The 695-nt window shown below is 46.3% G+C and carries 1 protein-coding gene; it reads right to left on the bottom strand.

The genetic code is table 11. The annotated features are described in order from the left end of the window. Window positions 1-15 precede the first annotated feature (15 nt). A complete protein-coding gene (locus tag OKC27_RS22805) occupies window positions 16-555 on the bottom strand; it encodes a PAS domain-containing protein (RefSeq protein WP_270806759.1) in 540 nt (179 codons plus the stop codon). Window positions 556-695: the final 140 nt, after the last annotated feature.

Raw genomic sequence — 695 nt, 5'->3', positions numbered from 1 at the left:
TTTGTCACTGCAGGATCAGATCTTGGAACGGGCATTGAGTTCATTTTTTACGCCGTTTTTTATCCCGAGTTCAGGTTGATTAGCAAAGATTATCTTTGCATGCGCATCGGTAACGAGTATCGGCTCTGCTGCGGCATCCAGTGCCTGACCAAGAATTTTACTGGTCTCTTCTACCTTGGCATAAGCAGTCATATCTTGCTGCACTGAAACAAAGTGCGTGATGTCACCCACCTCATCTCGTACCGGTGAGATATTCCAGCGCACCAAATATGGCGAACCGTCTTTGCGGTAATTAGTAGTCATACCCTCGAAGTATTCACCACTGGTAAGACAACTTCTAAGCCGGTTAATCACCTCCTGATCTGTAGCAGGGCCTTGTAACATCTTCAATGACTGACCATACAACTCATCAATTGCGTAACCTGTCATCTGACAAAAAGCAGGGTTCGCAATTTTTACAGGATATCCTGCTGCCCTGTCAGCACTGGTAATCACAACCGCGTTCCAAGACTGCATAATCGCCATTTTCAGCAAGCTAAGTTCAGAACTTCCCATCGATTTTTTCTCTTCCGCTGAAAACAAAAGACTGACATGAACAGCTTATATAATCAAGGCCTTACCTGATTACCCATGACCCTCAGCCAGCTTCAAGAGCCGATATGGCATCGGAGGGCTTGCCACGACTGCATGCCCCA

This window comes from Aeromonas sp. QDB62 (assembly GCF_027705695.1).
Classification (GTDB): domain Bacteria; phylum Pseudomonadota; class Gammaproteobacteria; order Enterobacterales; family Aeromonadaceae; genus Aeromonas; species Aeromonas allosaccharophila.
The sequence above is the reverse complement of the archived record's forward strand: the minus strand, read 5'-3'. Positions and strand labels throughout refer to the sequence as shown.